This window comes from Variovorax sp. E3 (assembly GCF_016082275.1).
Classification (GTDB): domain Bacteria; phylum Pseudomonadota; class Gammaproteobacteria; order Burkholderiales; family Burkholderiaceae_C; genus Variovorax.
The window spans coordinates 19565-41878 of record NZ_MOWM01000046.1; the positions used below are offsets into that span (position 1 = coordinate 19565).

Consider the following 22314-nt stretch of genomic DNA (forward strand, 5'->3'; position numbering starts at 1 on the left):
GCGACCGTAACCATCCGGAGAACCCAGTGCTTTTGTCTCTCAAGGGAAGTTTCCCGCCCGCCATCCTGGCGCTCGCAGACGGCACGGTCTTTCAAGGCAATTCGATCGGAGCCGCCGGCTCCACGACCGGTGAAGTGGTGTTCAACACCGCCATGACCGGTTACCAGGAAATCCTCACCGACCCGAGCTACTGCCAGCAGATCGTCACCCTGACGTATCCGCATATCGGCAACTACGGCGTCAACGGTGAAGACATCGAAGCCGACAAGATCCATGCCGCGGGCCTGATCATCAAGGACCTGCCCCTCGTCGCCTCCAACTTCCGCAAGACCGCCACGCTGACCGAGTACCTCGTGTCCGGCAACACCGTGGCCATTGCGAACATCGACACCCGCAAGCTCACGCGTCACCTGCGCACCCACGGCGCGCAGAACGGCTGCATTCTGGGCCTGGCCGAAGGCGAGGTCGTGACGCAGGCGCTGATCGACAAGGCCATCGCCGCCGCCAAGGCCGCGCCCAGCATGGCCGGCCTCGACCTGGCCAAGGTCGTGTCGGTCACGCAGACCTACGAGTGGACCGAGACCGAGTGGAAGCTCGTCAACCTGAACGGCAAGCCGGGCTACGGCGTGCAGATCACGCCCCGGTTCCACGTCGTCGCCTTCGACTACGGCGTCAAGAAGAACATCCTGCGCATGATCGCGCAGCGCGGCGCGCGCATCACCGTGGTGCCGGCGCAGACGCCCGCCGCCGACGTGCTCAAGCTCAAGCCCGATGGCATCTTCCTGGCCAACGGCCCCGGCGACCCGGAGCCCTGCGACTACGCCATCAGCGCCGTCAAGGAACTGATCGAGACCGGCATTCCCACCTTCGGCATCTGCCTGGGCCACCAGATCATGGCGCTGGCCTCGGGCGCAAGACCTTCAAGATGAAGTTCGGCCACCACGGCGCGAACCATCCGGTGAAGGACCTGGACAACGGCCGCGTGAGCATCACCAGCCAGAACCACGGCTTCGCGGTCGACGAGAAGTCGCTGCCGGCCAACCTGCGACCCACCCACATCAGCCTGTTCGACAACACGCTGCAGGGCCTGGCGCGCACCGACAAGCCCGCGTTCTGCTTCCAGGGCCACCCTGAAGCCTCGCCGGGCCCGCACGACATCGGCTATCTGTTCGATCGCTTCACGGCACTGATGGAAAAGCACAAGACGGAGAACAAGAATGCCTAAGCGCACAGACCTCAAATCGATCCTCATCATCGGGGCCGGCCCGATCATCATCGGCCAGGCCTGCGAGTTCGACTACTCGGGCGTGCAAGCCTGCAAGGCGCTGCGCGAAGAGGGCTACAAGGTCATCCTGATCAACAGCAACCCCGCGACGATCATGACCGACCCGGCCACGGCCGACGTCACCTATATCGAGCCCATCACCTGGCAGACGGTCGAGAAGATCATCGCCAAGGAGCGCCCCGACGCCATCCTGCCGACCATGGGCGGCCAGACCGCGCTGAACTGCGCGCTCGACCTGTGGCGCCATGGCGTGCTCGACAAGTACAACGGCGCGGCCACCGGCAAGCCGGTCGAGCTGATCGGCGCCACGCCCGAAGCCATCGACAAGGCCGAAGACCGCCTGAAGTTCAAGGACGCGATGACCAAGATCGGACTGGGCTCGGCCCGCTCCGGCATCGCGCACACCATGGACGAGGCCTGGGCCGTGCAGAAGACGCTGGGTTTTCCCACCGTCATTCGCCCCAGCTTCACGCTCGGCGGCACGGGCGGCGGCATCGCCTACAACCCGGACGAGTTCGAGACCATCTGCAAGCGCGGCATCGAAGCCTCGCCCACCAACGAGCTGCTGATCGAAGAATCGCTGCTCGGCTGGAAAGAGTACGAGATGGAAGTCGTGCGCGACAAGGCCGACAACTGCATCATCGTCTGCTCGATCGAAAACCTCGACCCGATGGGCGTGCACACCGGCGACTCGATCACCGTGGCCCCCGCGCAGACGCTGAGCGACAAGGAATACCAGATCCTGCGCAACGCCTCGCTGGCCGTGCTGCGCGAAATCGGCGTGGACACCGGCGGCTCGAACGTGCAGTTCTCCATCAACCCGAAGGACGGCCGCATGGTCGTCATCGAGATGAACCCGCGCGTGTCGCGTTCGTCGGCGTTGGCCTCCAAGGCCACGGGTTTCCCGATCGCCAAGGTCGCGGCCAAGCTGGCCGTGGGCTACACGCTCGACGAGCTGCGCAACGAAATCACGGGCGGCGCCACGCCCGCGTCGTTCGAGCCGTCGATCGACTACGTGGTCACCAAGATTCCGCGTTTCGCCTTCGAGAAATTCCCGCAGGCCGACTCGCGCCTGACGACCCAGATGAAGTCGGTGGGCGAGGTGATGGCCATGGGCCGCACCTTCCAGGAATCGTTCCAGAAGGCCCTGCGCGGCCTCGAAGTGGGCGTGGACGGCCTGAACGAGAAGACGCAGGACCGCGAAGTGCTCGAGAAGGAACTGGGCGAGCCCGGCCCCGAGCGCATCTGGTACGTGGGCGACGCCTTCGCCATGGGCCTGAGCGTCGATGAAGTGTTCGCGCTGACCAAGATCGACCCGTGGTTCCTGGTGCAGATCGAGGAGATCGTGAAGATCGAACTCGAGCTGGAAACCAAGTCGCTCGCCGACATCGACAAGGACACGCTGCTCGCGCTGAAGAAGAAGGGCTTCTCCGACCGCCGCCTCGCGCGCCAGCTGAAGACCACCGACACGGCCATCCGCGAAAAGCGCCGCGCCCTGGGCGTGCGCCCGGTCTACAAGCGCGTGGACACCTGCGCGGCCGAGTTCGCGACCAACACGGCCTACATGTACTCGACCTATGAAGACGAGTGCGAAGCCGAGCCGACGGACAAGAAGAAGATCATGGTGCTCGGCGGCGGTCCCAACCGCATCGGCCAGGGCATCGAGTTCGACTACTGCTGCGTGCACGCCGCGCTCGCCATGCGCGAGGACGGCTACGAGACCATCATGGTCAACTGCAACCCCGAGACCGTGTCGACCGACTACGACACCTCGGACCGCCTGTACTTCGAGCCGCTGACGCTCGAAGACGTGCTGGAGATCGTCGACAAGGAAAAGCCGCTCGGCGTGATCGTGCAGTACGGCGGCCAGACGCCGCTGAAGCTCGCGCTCGACCTCGAAGCCAATGGCGTGCCGATCATCGGCACCACGCCCGACATGATCGACGCGGCGGAAGACCGTGAGCGCTTCCAGAAGCTGCTGCACGAGCTGGGCCTGCGCCAGCCGCCGAACGCCACCGCCCGCACCGAACCCGAGGCCCTCGAAAAGGCCGCGGCGCTGGGCTACCCGCTGGTGGTGCGTCCGAGCTACGTGCTCGGCGGCCGCGCGATGGAAATCGTGCACGAGCAACGCGACCTCGAGCGCTACATGCGCGAGGCCGTCAAGGTGAGCAATGACTCGCCCGTGCTGCTCGACCGCTTCCTGAACGACGCCGTCGAGTGCGACGTCGACTGCATCCGCGACGGCGAAGGCGCCACGCTGATCGGCGGCGTCATGGAACACATCGAACAGGCTGGCGTGCACTCGGGCGACTCCGCCTGCTCGCTGCCGCCCTACAGCCTGAACGCAGACACCATCGCCGAACTGAAGCGCCAGAGCGCCGCGATGGCCAAGGCGCTGAACGTGGTCGGCCTGATGAACGTGCAGTTCGCGATCCAGCAGAAGGACGGCAAGGACGTCATCTACGTGCTCGAAGTGAACCCGCGTGCCTCGCGCACCGTGCCTTACGTGAGCAAGGCCACGGGCATCCAGCTCGCCAAGGTGGCGGCACGCTGCATGGCCGGCCAGTCGCTGGCGTCGCAGGGCGTGACGAAGGAAGTCACGCCGCCGTACTTCAGCGTGAAGGAGGCCGTGTTCCCGTTCGTCAAGTTCCCGGGCGTGGACACCATTCTCGGCCCCGAGATGAAGTCGACCGGCGAAGTGATGGGCGTGGGCAAGACCTTCGGCGAAGCCTTCGTGAAGTCGCAACTCGGCGCGGGCACGCACCTGCCGAAGTCGGGCAAGGTCTTCATCTCGGTGAAGAACAACGACAAGGCGCGTGCCGTGGAAGTGGCGCGCGGGCTGGTCAAGCTGGGCTTCGAGATCGTCGCGACCAAGGGCACGGCCGCCGCCATCAGCGCCGCCGGCATCGAATGCGCGACGGTCAACAAGGTGACCGAAGGCCGCCCGCACATCGTGGACATGATCAAGAACAACGAGATTGCCTTGGTCATCAACACGGTGGAAGAGCGCCGCAATGCCATCACCGACTCGCGGCAGATCCGCACTTCGGCGCTGCTGGCGCGCGTGACGACCTTCACCACGATCTTCGGCGCCGAAGCCGCGGTCGAGGGCATGGGCTTCATGGACGAGCTCGGCGTGATCTCGGTGCAGGAGATGCACGCGCAGCTGGCGGCCATCGCCTGAGCGTCGCCATGGAAACCCAGCTCGTCGAACTGGACCTGAGCGACTGGGCCGCGGCCACGCCGAACGAGGCGTGGATCGCGGAACTCGAGGCCGGCAAGGTGCTGTACTTCCCGCGCCTGGGTTTCGAGCTGCGACCCGAAGAGCGCAGCCTGCTGACGCCCAGCCTGCTGTCGCCCGATGTGCGCAACATCAGCCTCGATGCCAACGGCAAGCTCAAGGGCGCCGTCGGCGACGAGGCGGTGCAGCGCACGGCGGCCGCGATGGTGGGGCGCTTCCGGGCGCAGGCCACGCAGCTCATTCACGGGCTGCTGCCGCACTACACGCCGGCGCTGCGGCTGGCGCCCACCAGCTACCGACCAGCGCAGGTCGAAACGCGCGTGCAGTCGTGGCGCGCCGACGACCGGCGCCTGCACGTCGATGCGTTTCCGTCGCGACCCAACTACGGTGAGCGCATCCTGCGCGTGTTCACCAACGTCAACCCTGAAGGCGCGCCGCGCGTGTGGCGCGTGGGCGAGCCTTTCGAAGACATCGCCAAGCGCTTCCTGCCGCGTGCCAAGCCCTATGTGCGCTGGCAGGCCAAGGCGCTGCGCGCGCTGCGCGTGACCAAGTCGTTGCGCAGCGAGTACGACCACTTGATGCTGCAGCTGCACGACGGCATGAAGTCGGACATGGCGTACCAGGAAAGCTCGCCGCAGGAGACCGCCAAGTTCCCGCCGGGATCGGTGTGGGTGTGCTTCTCCGACCAGACCTCGCACGCCGTGATGGCGGGGCAATACATGCTCGAGCAGACCCTTCATCTGGCGGCGTCGAAGCAATACAATCCCGACTCGAGCCCGCTCGCCATCCTGAGCCGGCTGACCGGACGCACACTCGTCTGATCCTGTCCCTCATCGACCGCCGAACGGCATCGTTCGGCGGTTTTCGCTTTATGGAGAACCAACAACATGGCCACCATTCCGATCACCAAGCGCGGCGCTGAAAAACTGCGTGCCGAACTGCATCAGCTCAAGACGGTGGACCGTCCCTGGGTCATCAACGCCATTTCCGAAGCACGCGCGCAGGGCGACTTGAGCGAGAACGCCGAATACGAGGTCGCCAAGGACCGCCAGGGCTTCATTGAAGGCCGCATCCAGGAAGTCGAAGGCAAGCTGTCGGCCGCGCAGATCATCGATCCGAGCGAGCTCGATGCCGGTGGCAAGGTCGTGTTCGGCTCGACCGTCGAACTCGAGGAAGAAGAGTCCGGCGAGGCCGTGAAATATCAGATCGTCGGTGAAGACGAAGCCGACCTGAAGCTGGGCCTCATCAACATTTCGAGCCCGATCGCGCGCGCGCTGATCGGCAAGGAAGAGGGCGACACCGCCGAAGTGCAGGCGCCGGGCGGCCTCAAGCGCTACGAGATCGTCGGCGTCAGCTACCTCTGATCGCGGCGCCTCGTCGAACAATGAAAGACCGCATCGCCCTCATGCTGACTGCCTTCTGGTGGGGCAGCCTCACAACGATCGGCTTTCTGGTGGTGCCGATGCTGTTCGCCCGGCTCGGCAACCCGTCGGTGGCGGGCAACTTTGCCGGTCAGCTGTTCGAGGCGCAGAGCTGGATTGCCATTGGCTGCGGGCTGATCCTGCTGATCCACTGGCGCACCAAGGGCGACGAGGGCATCAAGGGGCCGGTACTGACGGCCATCTTCCTGATTCTGGCGGCCTTGCTGCTGGCCCTGTTGCAGCAGTACGCCGTGGCGCCGCACATCCTGGCGCGCGACAACCTCAAGCTGTGGCACGCCGTGGGCAGCGGCATGTACCTCGTGCAGTGGCTGTGCACCGGCGTGCTGCTCTGGCGCATGGGCGCAAGCGCCCTGCGCTGATCGCCTCACTCACTCTTTCCAGTATTTCGCGACCCAGCGCGCCGGCCGGATGAATCGGAAGGCGCGGTTGCGGCGGCCCGCGAGCGCGTCCGGTGGGTTGCACTCGCCATGGAACACCATGACGCGCGCGCCCTCGGGCACGAAGGGCTCTTCCCAGTAGTTGGTCGGCCAGGTCGGAATGCCGTGGTATTTGAAGCTCGGGCACCAAGCTTCGGGCCAGTAGGCCAGCTTGCCTTGCTTGTAGAGCATTTCCGAGAGGTAGACCTGCTCGTTGCGATGCTCGGCCTGAACCTTGTCCATGTTGGCGCGAAAGTACGCCAGCACGTCGGCATGCGCACCCAGTTCGAAGCGATAGACCGACGAATTGCCGGTGATCCGCTCGCGCCGCCAGGGGCGGGCGTAGTCGTGAATGATCAGGAACTCGCCAGGCTGCTCGAAGAAGGCGTCCAGGCTGCCCACGACCACGACATCGAGGTCGAGGAAGAGGGCGGTGCCGCGCAGGCCGTGCAAGTCCTGCTCGAAGGTCGTGAGCTTCTTCCACGCGCCGTCGCGCTGGCCGGGGGCCAGGTGCAGGTTCAGCGGCGGAATGGGCAGGCACGTCACCTCGGGGCGAATGCCGTTGCCGTCATCGGTCAGGCACACGAACTTGAAGTCGCCGCTGAGGTTGCGGCGGGCCATTGCGTAGAGCCGGTTGACGTATTCGGGCCCGTACTTCGTGCCCCACTTCATGCAGAGGATATGGCGCTGGGCGCCTTGCGCTGCCGCCAAGCTCAGTCCGCCTGGTTGCGCTTCTTGGCCGACAGCGGCCGCTTGGCCTTGGCGCGCTTGATGGTGCCGCCGGGGGTGAGGCGCTGGTTGCCGAGCACGCGCAGCGTCTTGATTTCAGGACGCTGGCCGCCGCGCTTGCTGTACTTGACGATCTTGACGTCGCGCGGGCCGGGCATGCGGTCTTCGTCGACCACGCGCTCTTTTTCGGGGATCGGGCGCCACAGCACCAGCAGCTTGCCGATGTGCTGGATCGGGGCGGCGCCCAACTCTTCGGCCAGCTCGTGGAGCATGGCGTCGCGGGCAAGGCGGTCGTCGGAGAAAACGCGGACCTTGATCAGGCCATGGGCCTTGAGCGCCGCGTCGGCTTCTTTTTTTACGGCAGGGGTGAGCCCGTCTCCACCGACCATGACGATCGGATCCAGGTGGTGAGCTTCGGCGCGGTGCACCTTGCGCTCGGCAGGGGTAAGTTGAATGGCGGGCATCCCCGTATTATCGACGCGTACACGAAGACCCTCATGAGCACCAAAGCCAAAAGCAAAAAAGTCAATAAAGCGTGGCTTCACGACCATATCAACGACCCCTACGTGAAACTCGCCACGCGGGAGGGCTATCGGGCGCGCGCCGCCTACAAACTCAAGGAAATCGACGAGTCGCTCGGGCTCGTCAAGCCGGGCCAGCTGGTGGTTGACCTGGGCTCCACGCCCGGGGCCTGGAGCCAGTACCTGCGCCGGCGCATGTCGCCGGACGGCGCGGCCGCCGGTGCGCTGAACGGCACCATCATCGCGCTGGACATGCTGGCAATGGAGCCCATCGAGGGCGTGACCTTCCTGCAGGGGGATTTCCGCGAGCCCGAGCTGCTGGAGCAATTGCTGGGCGTGTTGGCGGGCCGCAAGGCCGACCTGGTGGTGTCCGACATGGCGCCCAACCTGTCGGGCATTCATTCGGCCGACGCCGCGCGCGTGGCGCACCTGATCGAGCTGGCGATCGACTTCGCCCAGCACCATCTGAAGCCCGAGGGCGCGCTGGTGGCCAAGCTGTTCCACGGCAGCGGCTACGACGAGCTGGTGAAGCTTTTCAAGGCCAATTTCCGCATCGTGAAGCCCTTCAAGCCCAAGGCGTCGAGGGACAAATCGTCCGAGACCTTCCTCGTCGGTGTGGGTCTAAAGGCCTCAGATACGCATTGATACCTTGCCGCCGGGCGTGCGCTCAGGGCGCAAACCCCTGTCAGGCTATGGCTGCTTTAGGGAAATGCCCGCTTTTCGCAGCTTGAAAAGCCTAAAATGGGGCGCAATTGCGTACCCATAGCGCGTTTTTCATATCCTCGTCACGCGCTTTCGACTGGAGCTTCGTTTGAACAATCAGTGGTTTTCCAAAGTTGCCGTATGGCTCGTCATTGCCATGGTGTTGTTCACTGTGTTCAAGCAGTTCGACACCCGCGGCGGCGTCGGCTCGGGAGCAGTCAGCTACTCCGAGTTTCTGGACCAGGTCCGGAACAACCAAATCAAGAGCGCCGTCATTCCTGAAGGCGCCGGCGGCGGCGAAATCATCGCCGTCACCAATGACGATCGCAAGATCCGCACGACCGCCACGGTGCTCGACCGCGGCCTCGTGGGCGACCTGATCGACCACAACGTCAAGTTCGACGTCAAGCCGCGCGAAGAAAGCTCGCTGCTCATGACGCTGCTGGTCAGCTGGGGCCCGATGCTGCTGCTGATCGGCGTGTGGGTCTACTTCATGCGCCAGATGCAGGGCGGCGGCAAGGGCGGGGCGTTCAGCTTCGGCAAGAGCAAGGCCCGCATGATGGATGAAAACAACAACACGGTCACTTTCGCCGACGTCGCGGGTTGCGACGAGGCCAAGGAAGAAGTCCGTGAAGTCGTCGACTTCCTAAAAGACCCGCAACGCTTCCAGAAGCTTGGCGGCCGCATTCCGCGCGGCCTGCTGCTGGTCGGCCCTCCGGGTACCGGCAAGACGCTGCTGGCCAAGTCGATCGCCGGCGAAGCCAAGGTGCCGTTCTTCTCGATCTCGGGTTCCGACTTCGTTGAAATGTTCGTCGGCGTGGGCGCTGCCCGTGTCCGCGACATGTTCGAGAACGCCAAGAAGAACGCACCCTGCATCATCTTCATCGACGAAATCGATGCGGTGGGTCGTCAGCGCGGCGCCGGTCTCGGCGGCGGCAATGACGAGCGCGAACAAACGCTCAACCAGATGCTGGTCGAGATGGACGGTTTCGAAACCAACCTCGGCGTGATCGTGGTGGCCGCCACCAACCGCCCCGACATCCTGGACGCCGCACTGCTGCGCCCCGGTCGTTTCGACCGCCAGGTCTATGTCACGCTGCCCGACATCCGCGGCCGCGAGCAGATTCTCGGCGTGCACATGCGCAAGGTCCCGCTGGGCCAGGACGTGAACCCGAGCGTCATCGCTCGCGGCACGCCCGGCATGTCGGGCGCCGACCTGGCCAACCTCTGCAACGAAGCCGCCCTGATGGCCGCCCGCCGCAATGCGCGCGTGGTCGAAATGCAGGACTTCGAGAAGGCCAAGGACAAGATCTTCATGGGCCCCGAGCGCAAGAGCATGGTCATGCCCGAGGAAGAGCGCCGCAACACGGCCTACCACGAGTCCGGCCACGCCCTCATCGGCAAGCTGCTGCCCAAGTGCGACCCGGTCCACAAGGTCACGATCATTCCGCGCGGCCGCGCCCTGGGCGTGACCATGAGCCTGCCGTCGCAAGACCGCTACAGCTACGACCGCGAGTACATGCTGAACCAGATCAGCATGCTGTTCGGTGGCCGCATCGCCGAGGAAGTGTTCATGCACCAGATGACCACCGGCGCCAGCAACGACTTCGAGCGCGCGACCTCCATCGCCCGCGACATGGTCACGCGCTACGGCATGACCGACGCGCTGGGCCCGATGGTCTATGCCGAGAATGAAGGCGAAGTGTTCCTGGGCCGCTCGGTTACCAAGACTACCAACATGAGCGAGCAGACCATGGAAAAGGTCGACTCCGAAGTGCGCCGCATCATCGACGAGCAGTACGCCCTGGCGCGCAGCCTGATCGAAGAGAACAGCGACAAGATGCACGCCATGGCCAAGGCGCTGCTCGAGTGGGAAACCATCGACAGCGAACAGCTCGACGACATCATGGCCGGCCGCGCACCGCGTCCGCCCAAGGACTGGACGCCGCGCATTCCGCCTTCGGGCAGCGGTGGCAGTGGTGGCACGCCGGCCGTCAACCCTGACCCGGCGCCCACTGCGGCCTGAGGTGGGCTTGATCTCAAGCAATGACGGGGCCTCTGGCCCCGTTTTTCATTGGGGCGGCGCCGCTGTCTGGCAGACCTCGCGCTTTCGCATCGACCTCGCGCAACCGCGCGTGATGGGCATCGTCAACGTCACGCCCGACTCGTTCTCCGACGGCGGCGCGCACGCCTCGACCGGCACCGCCTTGCGGCACTGCGAGCAGCTGCTGAAAGAGGGCGCCGACATCCTCGATATCGGCGGTGAATCGACCCGCCCCGGCAGCCCGGCCGTGCCGCTCGATGAAGAGCTGGCACGCGTGCTGCCCGTGGTGCGCGAGGCCGTGAGGCTCAACGTGCCGCTGTCCATCGACACCTACAAGCCCGAGGTCATGCGCGCGGTGCTCGACCTGGGCGCGGACATCGTTAACGACATCTGGGCGCTGCGCCAACCGGGCGCGCGCGAGGCCGTGGCCGCGCATCCGTCGTGCGGCATCTGCCTGATGCACATGCACCGCGATCCGCAGACCATGCAGGCCGTGCCGATGAACGGCGACGTGATTCCCGAAGTGCTCTCGTTCCTGCAGGCGCAGGTGCAACTTCTGCATGCGCTGAAGGTCGATCCCTCGCGCATCACGCTGGACCCCGGCGTGGGCTTCGGCAAGACGGTGGCGCAGAATTTCGCGCTGCTGGCGCGGCAGCGTGAGCTGCTGGCTGGCGGCTTTCCACTGCTGCTGGGCTGGTCGCGCAAGTCGTCGATCGGCGCTGTCACCGGCATCGAGGCGGCAGGCGAGCGCATCGTGCCCAGCGTGGCGGCAGCCGTGCTGGCGGTGGACCGCGGCGCTGCCGTGGTGCGCGTGCACGACGTGCGCGACACCGTGGCGGCCATCGCCGTGTGGCGCGCCATGAGGGAGCAGGAACCACTGCAACAACAAACAAAAGAGCAAAGCAAACAACCATGACCCGTAAATATTTCGGCACCGACGGCATTCGCGGTACGGTCGGCCAGGCCCCATCACCCCCGACTTCGTGCTGCGCCTCGCGCACGCCGTGGGCCGCGTGCTCAAGAAAACGCAGGCCCGCCCCACCGTGCTGATCGGCAAGGACACCCGCATTTCGGGCTACATGCTCGAATCGGCGCTGGAGTCGGGCTTCAACTCGGCCGGCGTCGACGTGGTACTGCTGGGCCCGCTGCCCACGCCCGGCGTGGCGTACCTCACGCGCGCCCAGCGCGCCAGCCTGGGCGTAGTGATCAGCGCCAGCCACAACGCCTTTCCCGACAACGGCATCAAGTTCTTCAGCGCGCAGGGCACCAAGCTCGACGACGCCTGGGAGCTGGCCGTGGAAGCCGCGCTCGAAGAAGCGCCCGTGTGGGCTTCTTCGGCCGACCTCGGCAAGGCCCGGCGCCTGAACGACGCGCCCGGCCGCTACATCGAGTTCTGCAAGAGCACCTTCGCCAACGACCTCACGCTGCGCGACATGAAGCTGGTGGTCGACGCGGCGCACGGCGCGGCCTACCAGGTGGCGCCCAACGTGTTCCACGAGCTGGGCGCGGAAGTCACCAGCATCGGCTGCGCGCCCGACGGGCTCAACATCAACAAGGGCTTCGGCGCCACGCACCCCGAGGCACTGGTGGCCGCGGTGACGGCGCAGAACGCCGACTACGGCATCGCGCTCGACGGCGACGCCGACCGCCTGCAACTGGTCGATGCCAGCGGTCGCCTGTTCAACGGCGACGAACTGCTCTACCTGATGGTGGCCGAGCGCATCGCGCGCGGCGAGAAGCCGGTGGGCGTGGTCGGCACGCTCATGACCAACAAGGCCGTCGAAGTCGCGCTGCGCGGGCAGGGCATCGAGTTCGTGCGCGCCAAGGTCGGCGATCGCTATGTGCTCGAAGAGCTCGACAAGCGCGGCTGGCTGCTCGGCGGCGAAGGCTCCGGCCACCTGCTGGCGCTCGACCGCCACACCACCGGCGACGGCATCGTCAGCGCGCTGCAGGTGCTGCAGGCCTGCGTGCGCAGCGGCAAGACAGTGGCGCAACTGCTCGACGGCGTGACGCTGTTCCCGCAGACGCTGATCAACGTGCGCCTGGCGCCCGAACAAAACTGGAAAGACAACCAGGCGCTCGCCAGCGAGACCGAACGCATCGAGGCCGAGCTCGGCGATGCCGGCCGCGTGCTGATCCGCGCGAGCGGCACCGAACCCCTGGTGCGCGTGATGGTCGAGGCGCGCGATGAGGCGCAGGCCGAGTCTTGCGCCAGGCGTCTCGCCGCCACGCTGGAGCCCGCGAAGTGACGATCGAGGTCTTCCAGGCCAACTACTGCGACCCCGCGCACGCGGCCGCCGTGGTCGGCTTGCTCAATGCGTACGCGAGCGACCCGGCCGGCGGCGGCGCGCCGTTGGACCCCGAGGTGCGCGAAGGCCTCCCGGCGGCCCTGGCGGCGCGTCCACAGGCCTTCAGCGTGCTCGCTTTCGAGGGTGGACAGCCCGTGGGCCTGATCAACTGCCTGGAGGGCTTCTCGACCTTCGCGTGCAAGCCGCTGGTCAACGTGCACGACGTGGTCGTGCTGGCCAGCCATCGCGGGCAGCGCGTGGCGCAGCGGATGTTCGCGCTGGTCGAGCAGGAGGCGCGCAAGCGCGGCGCCTGCAAGCTCACGCTCGAAGTGCTGTCGGGCAATGCGCCCGCGCTGCGCGCCTACGAGCGCGAAGGGTTCGCGAGCTACCAGCTCGACCCGGCGTTCGGCAGCGCGATCTTCCTGCAGAAGAAGCTCTGAAAAAGAAAAAGGGCCGGGGTGCATTCAGCACCGTCGACCCCCATTGCAAACCGCTCCCCGAAGGCAGAGACCGCAGGACGGATCAGAAACGCGTCACGGGCATTTCCGCATCGGCCTTGCTGGGCGCGTACTTGCCCAGCTCCCACTTGGCGATCGCGTTGCGGTGCACTTCATCCGGGCCGTCCGCGAAGCGCAGCGTGCGGGCGCCGGCGTAGGCGGCTGCCAGCGGGAAGTCGTCGCACATGCCGCCACCGCCGTGGACCTGCATGGCCCAGTCGATCACCTGGCAGGCCATCGAGGGGGCGACGACCTTGATCATCGCGATTTCGTTCTTGGCGACCTTGTTGCCGGCCACGTCCATCAGCCACGCGGCCTTGAGCGTGAGCAGGCGGGCCATGTCGATCTTGCAGCGGGCTTCGGCGATGCGTTCCTGCGTCACGGTCTGCGAAGCCACGGTCTTGCCGAAGGCCACGCGCGACGAGGCGCGCTTGCACATCAGCTCGAGCGCTCGCTCGGCCAGGCCGATCAGGCGCATGCAGTGGTGAATGCGTCCCGGGCCAAGGCGGCCCTGGGCGATTTCGAAGCCACGGCCTTCACCCAGCAGGATGTTGCCGACCGGCACGCGCACGTTCTCGAAATACATCTCGACGTGGCCGTGCGGCGCATCGTCGTAGCCCATCACGTTCAGCGGGCGCACGATGCGGATGCCCTTGCGTCGGCCGGCACCACGACCATGCTTTGCTGCGAGTGGCGGGGCGCCTCGGGGTCGCTCTTGCCCATGGTGATGAACACGGCGCAGCGCGGGTCGGCGGCGCCCGAAATCCACCACTTGTGGCCGTTGATGACGTACTCGTCGCCCTGGCGCTCGATGCGCGTGGAAATGTTGGTGGCATCGCTCGAGGCCACTTCGGGCTCGGTCATCGCGAAGGCCGAGCGGATCTGGCCTTCGAGCAGCGGCTTGAGCCAACGTGCCTTGATCTCTTCCGAGCCGTAGCGCGCGATGGTTTCCATGTTGCCGGTGTCGGGCGCCGAGCAGTTGAAGGCTTCGCTCGCCCACGGCACCGCGCCCATGATTTCGGCCAGCGGCGCGTATTCCTGGTTGGTCAGGCCCGCACCCGCATAGCCGGAGGCGGAAGCGCTGTCGACCGGCAGGAACAGGTTCCACAGGCCCTGGGCCTTGGCTTTTTCCTTGAGCTTCTCGACCGTCTTCAGCGCGGTCCAGCGCTTGCCGGCGGCCGTGTTGGCGGCCAGCTCGGCGCTGTACTCGGCTTCGGCCGGATAGATGTGGTCGTCCATGAACGCCTGGACGCGTTTCTGCAGGTCTTTGGTCTTGGCCGAGTATTCGAAATCCATCTTCGTCTCCTGGTGGGTGTGGGGGCGGCGATTACGCCTTTTGGGCGAACTGCCAGGCCATTTCGGCCATGGGGCGCGCACCGCGGCCGGAGGCCACGGCTTGCTCGCTCGACGCGGTGCCGGCTTCGACCCGCTTGGCAATGCCTTGCAGGATCGCGGCCATGCGAAACAGGTTGTAGGCCTGGTAGAAGTTCCAGTCGGGCGCCAGCGCCTCGGGCGTGGTGATGCCGGTGCGTTCGCAATACTTGCGGATGTATTCGCTCTCGGTCGGAATGCCCAGCGCCTTGTGGTCCAGGCCGGCCACGCCGCGGAAGGTCTCGCCCGAGATGTGCCAGGACATGCAGTGGTAGCTGAAGTCGGCCAGCGGATGGCCCAGCGTCGACAGCTCCCAGTCGAGCACGGCAATGGCGCGCGGCTCGGTGGCGTGGAACATCAGGTTGTCCAGGCGGTAGTCGCCGTGCACGATCGAGGTCATCTTCTCGTCGCGCGCGCTGGCCGGAATGTGCGCGGGCAGCCACTCCATCAGCTTGTCCATCTCGGGGATGGGCTGGGTGATGGAGGCCACGTACTGCTTGCTCCAGCGGCCGATCTGGCGCTCGAAGTAGTTGCCGGGCTTGCCGTAGTCGGCCAGGCCGCGCTCGGCGAACTTCACCGTGTGCAGCGCCGAGATGACGCGGTTCATTTCGTCGTAGATGGCGGTGCGCTCGGCGTTGCTCATGCCGGGCAGCGACTGGTCCCACAGCACGCGGCCCTGCATGAACTCCATCACGTAGAAGGCGCGGCCGATGACGGCCTCGTCCTCGCACAGGCAGTACATGCGCGGCACGGGCACGTCGGTGCTGGCCAGGCCGCTCATGACCTTGAATTCGCGCTCCACCGCATGGGCCGAGGGCAGCAGCTTGGCGACCGGGCCCGGCTTGGCGCGCATCACGTAGCTCTGCGACGGCGTGACCAGCTTGTAGGTCGGGTTCGACTGGCCGCCCTTGAACATCTCCGCCGTCAGCGGGCCCTTGAACCCCTCGAGGTTCTTCTCGAGCCAGGCGGAGAGCGCCTCGATGTCGAAGGCGTGCTGTTGCGAGACGGCACGGGTGCCGATGAAGTTGGAGAAGTCCTGGCTCATGTCGATTTGTCTGGCTTTCTAGTTTTCAGCTTCCGAGACGCGCATCAAGGCAGAGCGGTCCAGCACGACCAGGCCGCCCGGCTCGATCCGGATGGTGCCCTCGCGCTCCATGGTCTTGAGTTCCTGGTTGACCCGCTGGCGCGACGCGCCCAGCAGTTGCGCCAGTTCTTCCTGCGCCAGCTGCAGCCCGATGCGCATCTGGCTGCCGTCTTCCAGGTTCGGCACGCCGTAGCTGCGCACGAGGTGAATGAGCTGCTTGGCCAGCCGTGCCCGCAGGGGCAGGGTGTTGAGGTCTTCCACCAGTCCGAACAGCGTGCGGATGCGCCGCGCCTGCAGCCGCATCAGCGCTTCGTACAGCTCGACGTGCGCGGTCAGGATCTTCTGGAAGTCGGCCCGTGCCACGCAGAGGATGGTGCTGTCGCCGTGCGCATAGGCATCGTGCGTGCGCCGGTCCCCATCGAACATCGCCACGTCGCCGAACCAGATGCCCGGCTCCACGTAGGTCAGTGTCACCTGCTTGCCGGAGACCGCCGTCGAGCTGACGCGCACCGCGCCCTTGGCACAGGCGATCCAGTGTTCGGGCGGGTCGCCGCGGGCGGCGATCAGGTCGCCGTCCTTGTAGCGTTTGACGAAGGCGCATCGGAGGATGTCGTGCCGTAGCGATGGAGATAAGGAAGAAAACCAGCGACCACTGTTGATCGCTTCACGTTCTTCGATGGTAAGAATGGGGTCGTCCATTGGTCTGTCCTCTCGGCGACTGAAAAGCTGATGGGTGTCACGGGAGCGACGCGGCGCGCCGTTACTCGTACTGCGGCGGCTTCTTCTCGAGGAACGCGGCGATGCCGATGCCCGCGTTCGGATGGTGCAGGTTGCGCACGAAGTGGTCGCGCTCCTGCGAGAGCTGCGAAGCCAGCGTGGCGCCGCGCGCGTCGCTCAGCAGCTCCTTGATGCTGGCCAGCGAGTTGGGCGCGCGGGTGTTGAGCTTGGCCGCCAGCGCCAGGGCGCCCGCGAGCGCCTGGCCGTTTTCGGTCAGCTCGTTCACCAGGCCGAGCGCGTGCAGGCGCGGCGCGCCGATGCGCTCGCCGTTCATGAGCCATTCGCTGGCCAGTTGGCGCGGCAGCTGCTGCCCCAGGTGCCAGCTCAGGCCGCCGTCGGGCGACAGCGCCACGTTGCTGTAGGAGGCCGCGAAGATGGCGTCCCGCGCCGCCACCACGAAGTCGCAGGCCAGCGCCAGCGAAAAGCCGGCGCCGGCGGCCGCGCCCTCGACCGCCGCGATGATCGGCTTGGGGAAGGTGCGGATCGAATCGATCCAGTTGTGCAGGCCTTCGATGCTCTCGGCCTGCACCGAGCGGTCGAGCTCGCGGTTGGCCAGCAGCCGCTGCAGCGAGCCGCCGGCGCAGAACCAGTCGCCTTCGCCCACGATGACGACGCTGCGGATCTCCGCGCTGCCCTCTGCGCCGTTCAGCGCCTCGATGCCGGCGGCGTAGATCTCTGGGCCCAGTGCGTTGCGCTGGGTCGGGTTGGCGATGGTCAGCACCATGGTGCTGCCTTCGCTGGTGCTCTTGAGTTCGGCGGTCATGGCTTGGTGACGTCTGTTTATTTATTCTTCTTCGTGCAGCAGGCTCAGGCCCAGCGCGCCGCGGCGGCGCAGCCACGGGCTCGGGCGATAGCGCGGATCGCCGTACACCGTCTGCAGGTTGAACAGCACTTCGAGCATGTTGGTCGGCCCGAACAGGTTGCCCATGGCCAGCGGGCCGCGCGGGTAGCCCAGGCCCAGTTGCACGGCTGTCTCGAGGTCGGCCGGCGTGCATACGCGTTGCTGGCACATGTCGGCGGCGATGTTGACGATGGTGCCGATCACGCGCTGCGTGACGAAGCCGCCGCTGTCGCGGATCACGCTCACGGCCTTGCCGTCGCGCGCGAAGAGGGCGTGCGCGGCGTCGCGGATGTCGCGGCGCGTGGCGGGGTTGGTGGCGAGCACGCGGCGCTTGGTGGCGGCGTCGTCGATCAGCATGTCGATGCCGATGGTGCGCGTGGCGTCCAGGCGCTCGACGGCGGCAACGGTGGTCACGTCGAAGCCCAGCGGCGCCACCAGGATCAGCGAATGCGGCGCGGCTGCGGCCCCGCTGTCGATCTGCGCGCCCAGCGTGTTCACCAGGCGCAGCAGCTCGGCGCGGCGCGCGGCGCGCGGTGACACCCACACCGAGGGCGTGCCCTCGACCACGGGCGGCGGCGGCTCGGGCGTCTGCTGCATCACGCCGTCGGTGTAGCGGTAGAAGCCTTCGCCGGTCTTGCGGCCCAGCGCGCCGGCAGCCAGGCGTTGCGCGGTGATCACGCTCGGGCGAAAGCGCGGCTCTTCGAAGTACTGGTGGTAGATCGACTCCATCACCGGGTGCGACACGTCGAGCGCCGTCAGGTCGAGCAGCTCGAACGGGCCGAGGCGAAAGCCGGCCTGGTCCTTGAGGATGCGGTCGACGGTGGCGAAATCGGCCACGCCTTCGCCGACGATGCGCAGCGCCTCGGTGCCGTAGCCGCGGCCCGCGTGATTGACGATGAAGCCGGGGGTGTCCTGCGCCTGCACGGCGCTGTGGCCCATTTGCCTGGCGTAGCCCGCCAGTTGCGCGCAGACCTCGGGCGCGGTCTTGAAGCCCGCGACCACCTCGACCACCTTCATCAGCGGCACGGGGTTGAAGAAATGGAAGCCCGCAAAACGCTCGGGGTGCTTCAGGCCGGCCGCGATGGCCGTTACCGACAACGAGGAGGTGTTGGTGACCAGCGTCGCGGTCTCGGCCACCACGCCCTCGAGTTCACGGAACAGCTGGCGCTTGACCTCGAGGTCTTCGATCACGGCTTCGATCACGAGGTCGCAGCTGGCGAGCGCCTGGACCGAATCGACGGCCTTGACGCGGGCGATCTGGGCGTCGCGCGTGGCGGCGTCGATCTTGCCCTTCTCGTGCAGCTTGTTCCATTGCGCGGCGAGGGCTTCGCGGCCGCGCTCGGCGGCGCCCGCGAAGCTGTCGAGCAGCAGCACTTCGCTGCCTGCCTGGGCGGCGATCTGCGCGATGCCGCGACCCATGCGCCGGCGCCGACAACGCCGATTCGGGTGTAGTTCACTGTCATTTGCTGAAGATTTTCACTGGTTGGGTGGTATCCGGCCTGCCGCGCAGGCGTCTGCGCAAGCACTGTCGCCAAGCTCCGATTCTGCAATCTCGCGCGGGCGGGGCGTGACGGGTTTTACGCGAGGGCGCGATTTCAGGCCGGACGGCGGCTGCGGTCGATGGCCGCGCTGAGCGTGATGGCCACCAGCAACAGGGCGAAACCGACCCAGCTCATCCAGACCTGTGCGTCGTGCGCCAGCAGCCAGCCGCCGAGCGCCGCGCCCACCGCCTGCCCGGTGTAGATGCCGGAGCTGTTGAGCGCCACCGAGCCCGGTGCCAGCGCGGGCGCCAGGCCCACCAGGCGGGCCTGCTGGGCCGAGTTGGTGGCGAAGCAGCCCAGGCCCCAGGGCACGAGCACCACGGCCAGCCAGGCCAGCGTGGAGGCCAGCGGCCACAGCAGCAGGCTCAGCGTGATCAATGCCGTCGTGATCAGCACCATGCGCCCCGCACCCACCCGGTCGATGAAGCGGCTGACCACCATGTTGCCGACCAGCCCGCAGGCGCCGAACAGGGCCCACATCACGCTCAGCGTGGTGGCGTCGCGCCGAAGCTCTGCTTGAGGATCGGGCCGAAGTAACTGAACAACACGAACTGCCCGGCGCCCTGCAGGGCGGTAACCGACACGATGCCCATCAGCACCGGGCTGCGCAGCACGCGCGACCACGCGGCGGCGGTCAGCGCGGCCGGGCGAATGCCCGTCGGCAGGGTGAGCCAGATCGATGCCGCGCTGACGACGCTGAGCGCGGCGATCGCCATGAAGGCCATGCGCCAGCCCAGGTGGCCGCCGATCAGCGCGCCGATGGGCAACCCCAGCACCGAGGCCATCGACCAGCCCAGGAAGACGAAGGTGACGGCACGCCCGCGCTGCTCGGGCGGCACCAGCATGCCCGCGCAGGCGGCGGCTTGCGGCGTGAAGATGGCGGGCGCGATCACCGTGAGCATGCGCATCGGCAGCAGGGCGCCGAAGCTGGGCATCAGCGCCGAGAGCGCGTGGCCCGCTGCGTACCAGAGGAGGGTGAGGGCGAGCAGCAGGCGCCGGTCCCACCCCGCGACGGCGGCGGCCAGCAGCGGCGCGCCAATGCACATCACGGCGGCGGCGGCCGTGATCAGTTGCCCCGCGGTTGCCACGCCGACCTCGAGCGACGTGCTGATTTCATTGAGCGTGCCGGGCACCACCATCACGCCGGTGCCGATCACGAAATTGCCGGCCAGCAGCGCCCAGAGCGCCCCCTTGGGCGCCGGCCGGCTCACCGACGGACCTGCAGCGCGCCGGGATTCACGATGTTCGTGGGGTTGCCGTTGATGTAGCTGACGACGTTGTCGAAGGCCTGGCCGAAGTAGCTCTCGTAGCTTTCCTGCTCGACGTAGCCGATGTGCGGCGTGCAGATGCAATTCTCCAGGCGCAGCAGCGCATGGCCCTGCAGCGGCGGCTCGCTCTCGAACACGTCGATGGCGGCGAGACCGGGACGCCGCGATTGAGCGCGGCCAGCAGTGCATCGGCCTCGACCAGCTCGGCGCGCGACGTGTTGACGAACAGCGCCGTCGGCTTCATGCGCGAGAGGTCTTCGAGCGTGATGAGCCCGTTGGTTTCTTCGTTGAGCCGCAGGTGCACCGACAGCACGTCGGCCGCGGCAAAGAACTCGTGGCGGTTCTGCGCCACCTGGAAGCCGTCGGAGCGCGCCTTGGCGCAGCTGGCTTCCCGGCCCCAGATCACGACCTGCATCCCGAAGGCCTGCCCGTAGCGCGCGACCAGTTGGCCGATGCGGCCATAGCCCCAGATGCACAGCGTCTTGCCCTTGAGCACCGAACCGAGCCCGAAGTTGGGCGGCATCGAGGCCGACTTGAGCCCCGACTGCTGCCACGCCCCGTGCTTGAGGTTGCTGATGTACTGCGGCAGCCGGCGCATGGCGGCCATGATGAGCGCCCAGGTGAGCTCGGCCGGGGCCTGGGGAGAACCGGAGCCCTCGGCCACCGCCACGCCGCGCTCGGTGCATGCGGTCACGTCGATGTGGCCGGCGACACAGCCGGTCTGCGAGATCAGCTTGAGCTTGGGCAGTTTTTCGATCAGCTGGCGCGAGATCTGTGTGCGCTCGCGAATCAGCACGATCACGTCGGCGTCCTTGAGGCGAACCGACAGTTGGCCGATGCCCTTCACCGTGTTGGTATAGACCTTGGCCGCGTACGCGTCCAGCTTGGCGGCGCAGCGCAGCTTGCGCACCGCGTCCTGGTAGTCGTCGAGGATCACAATGTTCATGGCGTGCCATTGTGCCTCGCAGCATTGGAATGTCGTACCCGTGAACGTTTGGATACCCACCCCCGAAGCCGCTTCCGGGGGCGTTGCGACTCAGTGCAGGCGCGTCGAGCGGGGCGCCATGGCCATGGTCTCGGCGGTTTCGAGGGCGGCCAGGCGGTCGAGCTCGGCGCAGACGTCGGCCATGCGGCCCGAGATCACGACGCGGTTGTTGCGCTGCTGGCCCTTGCCGTCGACCACGCGGACCACGCGCAACGGGCGCGCCGGTGCGGTCGCGGTGGCGTCCGGCGTGGCGCTACCGCCATTGGCGCGGGCGATGCAGGTGGGGCGCACGGCCACGTAGCGCAGGCCGGCCGAGGCTTCGGCGGCGTCGAGGTGGTCCCTGCGGTGCGACCGGCGCGCCGGTATCAACCGGCTGGCGAGCGATTGCAGCGGCATCCAGAAATCAGCGATGGCGAGGAGGGCGATTCCCATGTGAACTCCAAAAAAGTATGAGGTTGAACACAGGCAGGATTTCTTGAATCGCTGCGACAGGGTGATGGCGACTCTTCGCCATACGCCCGCCACCTGTCGCTGCCGGATGGGGTGCTTCGGTAACTCGGCCGAGGGCTACATCAGCATGGTGTTGCGGATGAGGCCGACCGCGAGGCCTTCGATTTCGAAGGGCTCGCCGGGCTGCACGATGATGGTCGGGTAGTCGGGGTTCTCGGCGTGCAGCTCGATGACCAGCTTGTTGCGCTTCAGGCGCTTGACCGTGACTTCGTCGCCCAGGCGCGCCACCACGATCTGGCCGTTGCGCGCCTCCTTGGTGGCCTGCACGGCGAGCAGGTCGCCGTCCATGATGCCGGCGTCGCGCATCGACATGCCGCGCACCTTGAGCAGGTAGTCGGGCTGGCGCTGGAACAGCGTGTTTTCGACGTAATAGGTCTGGTCGACGTGCTCCTGGGCCAGGATGGGCGAGCCCGCCGCGACGCGGCCGATGAGCGGCAACGCGAGTTGCGCCATGCCGGGCAGCGAGAGCGAAAACTGGCCGCCTTCGCGGTGGCGCGTTTCGTTGAGCGAGCGCAGGGCGTCGCCCTTGAGGCGAATGCCGCGCGAAGTGCCGCTGACGAGCTCGATGACGCCCTTGCGGGCCAGCGCCTGCAGATGCTCCTCGGCGGCGTTGGCCGACTTGAAGCCCAGCTCATTGGCGATTTCGGCGCGCGTGGGCGGAGCGCCGGTGCGTGCGATGGCGCTCTGGATCAAGTCCAGGATCTGCTGCTGGCGGGCTGTAAGCTTCACTGCGAACTGCATATGTGGTTCCTTGCGGCACTGGCTAGATATC

15 protein-coding genes and 6 pseudogenes are annotated in these 22314 nt (G+C 66.7%); 10 read left to right on the forward strand and 11 right to left on the reverse strand.

The features are described 5' to 3' along the window. Window positions 1–26 precede the first annotated feature (26 nt). The 5 genes and pseudogenes from carA to BMG07_RS17680 all read left to right on the forward strand — a co-directional run bounded on the left by carA (window position 27) and on the right by BMG07_RS17680 (window position 6327). Window positions 27–1225: pseudogene (gene carA, locus BMG07_RS17660) on the forward strand (glutamine-hydrolyzing carbamoyl-phosphate synthase small subunit). Continuing rightward, window positions 1218–4469 (forward strand): carbamoyl-phosphate synthase large subunit, encoded by a 3252-nt coding sequence (gene carB, locus BMG07_RS17665; protein WP_198085659.1) that lies wholly within the window; start codon window positions 1218–1220, stop codon window positions 4467–4469. The pseudogene carA and the gene carB overlap by 8 nt, the downstream one beginning before the upstream one ends. 8 nt (window positions 4470–4477) lie before the next feature. Beyond that, window positions 4478–5347 carry a Kdo hydroxylase family protein gene (locus BMG07_RS17670; protein WP_198085660.1) on the forward strand — a complete coding sequence of 290 codons (870 nt, stop codon included), beginning with the start codon at window positions 4478–4480 and terminating at the stop codon, window positions 5345–5347. A 66-nt stretch (window positions 5348–5413) separates the two neighbouring features. Continuing rightward, window positions 5414–5890 carry a transcription elongation factor GreA gene (gene greA / locus BMG07_RS17675; protein WP_198085661.1) on the forward strand — a complete coding sequence of 159 codons (477 nt, stop codon included), beginning with the start codon at window positions 5414–5416 and terminating at the stop codon, window positions 5888–5890. 20 nt (window positions 5891–5910) lie between these two features. Then, the gene (locus BMG07_RS17680) at window positions 5911–6327 is read left to right on the forward strand and encodes a DUF4149 domain-containing protein (RefSeq protein ID WP_198085662.1); all 417 of its coding nucleotides are present in this window, start codon (window positions 5911–5913) and stop codon (window positions 6325–6327) included. 9 nt (window positions 6328–6336) lie between these two features. On the opposite strand, the gene BMG07_RS17685 is transcribed toward BMG07_RS17680, so the two are convergent. Together BMG07_RS17685 and BMG07_RS17690 are read right to left on the reverse strand one after the other, a co-directional pair. Next, window positions 6337–7095 carry a glycosyltransferase gene (locus BMG07_RS17685; RefSeq protein WP_198085663.1) on the reverse strand — a complete coding sequence of 253 codons (759 nt, stop codon included), beginning with the start codon at window positions 7093–7095 and terminating at the stop codon, window positions 6337–6339. A 2-nt stretch (window positions 7096–7097) separates the two neighbouring features. Next, on the reverse strand, window positions 7098–7577 hold the full coding sequence (locus BMG07_RS17690) for a YhbY family RNA-binding protein (protein WP_198085678.1): 480 nt from the start codon (window positions 7575–7577) through the stop codon (window positions 7098–7100). Between the two features lie 33 nt (window positions 7578–7610). Between BMG07_RS17690 and BMG07_RS17695 the strand changes: the two genes are divergently transcribed. The 5 genes and pseudogenes from BMG07_RS17695 (at window position 7611) to BMG07_RS17715 (ending at window position 13108) form a co-directional block, all read left to right on the forward strand. Next, window positions 7611–8279: an RlmE family RNA methyltransferase gene (locus BMG07_RS17695; protein WP_198085664.1), complete on the forward strand. Its 669-nt coding sequence runs from the start codon at window positions 7611–7613 to the stop codon at window positions 8277–8279. A 166-nt stretch (window positions 8280–8445) separates the two neighbouring features. Then, window positions 8446–10362 (forward strand): ATP-dependent zinc metalloprotease FtsH, encoded by a 1917-nt coding sequence (gene ftsH, locus BMG07_RS17700; protein ID WP_198085665.1) that lies wholly within the window; start codon window positions 8446–8448, stop codon window positions 10360–10362. Window positions 10363–10474: 112 nt separating this feature from the next. After that, window positions 10475–11296 (forward strand): dihydropteroate synthase, encoded by an 822-nt coding sequence (folP, locus tag BMG07_RS17705; RefSeq protein ID WP_198085679.1) that lies wholly within the window; start codon window positions 10475–10477, stop codon window positions 11294–11296. Then, window positions 11293–12629, forward strand: a pseudogene (gene glmM / locus BMG07_RS17710) (phosphoglucosamine mutase). Before folP ends, glmM begins: the two are co-directional and overlap by 4 nt. Then, a complete protein-coding gene (locus BMG07_RS17715) occupies window positions 12626–13108 on the forward strand; it encodes a GNAT family N-acetyltransferase (protein WP_198085666.1) in 483 nt (160 codons plus the stop codon). The pseudogene glmM and the gene BMG07_RS17715 overlap by 4 nt, the downstream one beginning before the upstream one ends. Before the next feature lie 82 nt (window positions 13109–13190). Here the strand turns inward: BMG07_RS17715 and BMG07_RS17720 are convergent. The 9 genes and pseudogenes from BMG07_RS17720 to lexA form a co-directional block, all read right to left on the reverse strand. Next, window positions 13191–14461 (reverse strand): annotated as a pseudogene (locus BMG07_RS17720) (acyl-CoA dehydrogenase family protein). A 31-nt stretch (window positions 14462–14492) separates the two neighbouring features. Further along, entirely contained in the window at window positions 14493–15581 is a 1089-nt protein-coding gene (locus BMG07_RS17725) for a phosphotransferase (RefSeq protein WP_198085667.1), read from the reverse strand. An 18-nt stretch (window positions 15582–15599) separates the two neighbouring features. After that, complete coding sequence (locus tag BMG07_RS17730; protein WP_198085668.1) at window positions 15600–16319, reverse strand: Crp/Fnr family transcriptional regulator; 720 nt, start codon at window positions 16317–16319, stop codon at window positions 15600–15602. Between the two features lie 61 nt (window positions 16320–16380). Next, window positions 16381–17160, reverse strand: a complete 780-nt coding sequence (locus tag BMG07_RS17735) for an oxepin-CoA hydrolase, alternative type (RefSeq protein WP_198085669.1) — start codon at window positions 17158–17160, stop codon at window positions 16381–16383. 21 nt (window positions 17161–17181) lie between these two features. Continuing rightward, window positions 17182–18701, reverse strand: a pseudogene (locus BMG07_RS17740) (3-hydroxyacyl-CoA dehydrogenase). A gap of 132 nt (window positions 18702–18833) precedes the next feature. Then, a pseudogene (locus BMG07_RS44935) lies at window positions 18834–19990 on the reverse strand (MFS transporter). Beyond that, window positions 19987–20993 (reverse strand): annotated as a pseudogene (locus tag BMG07_RS17750) (D-2-hydroxyacid dehydrogenase family protein). The pseudogenes BMG07_RS44935 and BMG07_RS17750 overlap by 4 nt, the downstream one beginning before the upstream one ends. Window positions 20994–21083: 90 nt before the next feature. Then, window positions 21084–21464: a hypothetical protein gene (locus tag BMG07_RS17755; RefSeq protein ID WP_198085670.1), complete on the reverse strand. Its 381-nt coding sequence runs from the start codon at window positions 21462–21464 to the stop codon at window positions 21084–21086. A gap of 135 nt (window positions 21465–21599) precedes the next feature. Then, window positions 21600–22283 carry a transcriptional repressor LexA gene (gene lexA, locus BMG07_RS17760; protein WP_124462571.1) on the reverse strand — a complete coding sequence of 228 codons (684 nt, stop codon included), beginning with the start codon at window positions 22281–22283 and terminating at the stop codon, window positions 21600–21602. Window positions 22284–22314: the final 31 nt, after the last annotated feature.